Genomic DNA, 2476 nt, shown 5'->3' on the forward strand with positions numbered 1-2476 from the left:
ATTTAAATTTGATTGATTTCGCTACTGCGCGCATTATACACAAACCAGCTCAAAATCATAACCAAACAAAACGCCCCAAACACCGCAAAAAACGCAAAATTCGCCCACGCGTAAATTTTGATAAATCCCGCTTCGTTTGCCGCGCTCAAATCAGGCGCAAAAAGGCTCGGGCAAATTTCATTTAGCGGTAGCGCAAAAGGAAAGCTAATCTCGCTAACGCCGCTAAAATCGCTCGTAGAGTAATCAAGCCCAAATATCACGCCCAAAAAAATCAGGAAAAATCCCGCGAGCTTGACGCCAAATACCTTAGGCGCGCACATCGCCACGCACACGCCAAACGCCGCAAACAGCGTCGCAAAGCGCAGCTTCACCACGAGCGCGTCCGCAACCGCGCCGCCCAAAAACAGCTCGCACAAGATAAATTTGACCGCCAAAACCGCGAGCAACGCCGCCCAAAACGCCCGCCTTCGCTGCAAGTTATACACAAAGCAGACAAAGCCCTTATTTTCGATATTGTAGTCCATTATTTTGCTAGCAGCTCCTTCACTGCCGCCGCCATCGCGTCTACCGAGCCGATCGCCTTCACGTTTATCAGATACTTGCCGCCGACCACGTACGCAGGCACGCCCTGGATCTTCGCCACGTCGTAGCTATCGTCCCATGTTTTTAGGATCTCTTGAGCGCGCTCGCTGGCTAGCGCCTTGTCATAGTCTGCGTCGCTCACGCCCGCCGCGCTAAGAGCCGTCTGGATAAATCTCGCCTTGTCTTTGCCGCCGTTAAAATCATCGTCCTTGTCGTGAGTGGCCTTGTAGATCGCAAATTTGGCTTTTTTAAATTTGGACTTGTCGCTAAGCAAACTAACGTCGCTAGCCTCGTCCAAAACGATCATCGCGGCAAAAATTTTGCTCGCCGTTTCGCCGAGCTTGCCTTTGGTTTTTAAGTGGTACGGGATAAATTTGACTCCGTCTAGCTCGCTAAATAGCTTTGGCGTGACGCTTCGGTCAAATTTGTAGCAGTGGACGCACTCGTAGCTAAAGACCTTTACTACGCTATCTTTAGGCACGCTTAGAGGCTTTTCTAGCGTCTGATAGTCCGTGCCCTCCTCTAGCGCGTTTGCACCGATGCTAAGCAAGCAAACGGTAGCCAAAATTCGTATAAATTTAGAAAGCATTTTCATCAAATTCCTTTGCGGTAATTTTTAAAGATTGTATAAAATAAAGGGTAAATTTGAAATAAAATCTAGGCAATGAACGCTTTTTTGCTTCTTTAACCATTTTAAATTTAAGCAAAAGCATTGATTCTTTAGTTGTATAATGCCCGAAATTTTACATTTCAAAACAAGGAGTGTATATGAAAAAATCTATTTGTATCGCGATTTTGCTGTGCGCCAGTTTGATGGCGAGTGAGTGCACCGCAGTGTATGGAGATGGAAAAACAGAGCTAAAGCTTGCTACGGGAAGTCCGGGAGAGCTTGGGCTGCTCGAAGTTCTATCTAATGAATTTAGCAAGGCAAACGACACCAAAATTTGCTGGATAAAAGCAGGAAGCGGTCAGACTCTCGAACTTTTGAAAAATAAAAAGATAGATATCGCTATGGTTCACGCTCCAAAGGCGGAAATAAGCGCCGTAAAAGAGGGCTGGGCTACGCAAAGGACATTGATCGGATCAAACGAGTTTTTTATAGTAGGGCCTAAAAGCGATCCCGCAAAGATAAAAACCGCCCAAAACGTAACAGAAGCCTATACCGATATAGCCAAATCTCAAAGCCTTTTTTACACCAGAGCGGACAACTCCGGAACTCATAAAAAAGAGCTTAGTATCTGGAAAATGGCAAATATCACTCCGCAAGGCCAGTGGTACGAGGCAAATAAAGATTTTATGTTAGCGACTCTTTTAAAAGCCGATAAAAACGGAGCATATTTTATGAGCGATAGCAGTACTTGGGTCGTGGCGAAAAAGGATATAAAATCCAGCGAAATTCTATTTCGCGGCGATAAATATCTAATAAATACGTATTGTGCCCTAAGACAAAACGATAGCGATACTACCGAAAGCAAGAAATCGAAAGATTTTATAAATTTCGTAGCTTCAAGCGCAGGGCAAGAGATCATTAAAAATTACGGTAAAGACAGATACGGAGAAGGACTTTACAACGACGCCGCTTATGCTCAGAAATATTTTATAAGCGAGTAGAATTTAGGTCTTAAAAGATAAAATTCGGCAAATTTTGATAAGCCGAATTTCAACGACGCGGTGGGTAAAATTTAAGCAAGCGGGTTAAATTTCAAATCCAACCCGCCGCGTAAATTTTAAATTTAACTCCGGCGATCGCAGTAAATTTAACCTCGCTGCGAAAATCCAGCCGCGCGGCTAGTTTTGGCGGCGGCTAGAAAAACTAAACCAGAAAGGTTAAATTTAATATTCAAAGATATTCGGATCGATCACCATCGCGCGGTATGCCACATCGTCTCTAGAC

General features: G+C 44.5%; 3 protein-coding genes. 1 reads left to right on the top strand and 2 read right to left on the bottom strand.

Features of this window, described 5'->3' with window-relative positions; all coding sequences use genetic code 11:
- Nucleotides 1–2 precede the first annotated feature (2 nt).
- Nucleotides 3–524 (bottom strand): hypothetical protein, encoded by a 522-nt coding sequence (locus Q0338_RS02055; RefSeq protein ID WP_298085309.1) that lies wholly within the window; start codon nt 522–524, stop codon nt 3–5.
- A complete protein-coding gene (locus Q0338_RS02060; protein ID WP_298085310.1) occupies nt 524–1177 on the bottom strand; it encodes a thiol:disulfide interchange protein DsbA/DsbL in 654 nt (217 codons plus the stop codon). The genes Q0338_RS02055 and Q0338_RS02060 overlap by 1 nt, the downstream gene beginning before the upstream one ends.
- A gap of 173 nt (nt 1178–1350) precedes the next feature.
- Between Q0338_RS02060 and Q0338_RS02065 the strand changes: the two genes are divergently transcribed.
- Complete coding sequence (locus Q0338_RS02065; protein WP_298085311.1) at nt 1351–2193, top strand: substrate-binding domain-containing protein; 843 nt, start codon at nt 1351–1353, stop codon at nt 2191–2193.
- The last annotated feature ends 283 nt before the right edge of the window (nt 2194–2476 follow it).

Source organism: uncultured Campylobacter sp., assembly GCF_938018145.1.
Classification (GTDB): domain Bacteria; phylum Campylobacterota; class Campylobacteria; order Campylobacterales; family Campylobacteraceae; genus Campylobacter_A.

Excerpts from the sequence above, each read along its gene's own strand:
- Q0338_RS02060 (WP_298085310.1), bottom strand. The coding sequence starts at position 1,177 with ATGAAAATGCTTTCTAAATTTATACGAATTTTGGCTACCGTTTGCTTG.
- Q0338_RS02055 (WP_298085309.1), bottom strand. The coding sequence starts at position 524 with ATGGACTACAATATCGAAAATAAGGGCTTTGTCTGCTTTGTGTATAAC.
- Q0338_RS02065 (WP_298085311.1), top strand. The coding sequence starts at position 1,351 with ATGAAAAAATCTATTTGTATCGCGATTTTGCTGTGCGCCAGTTTGATG.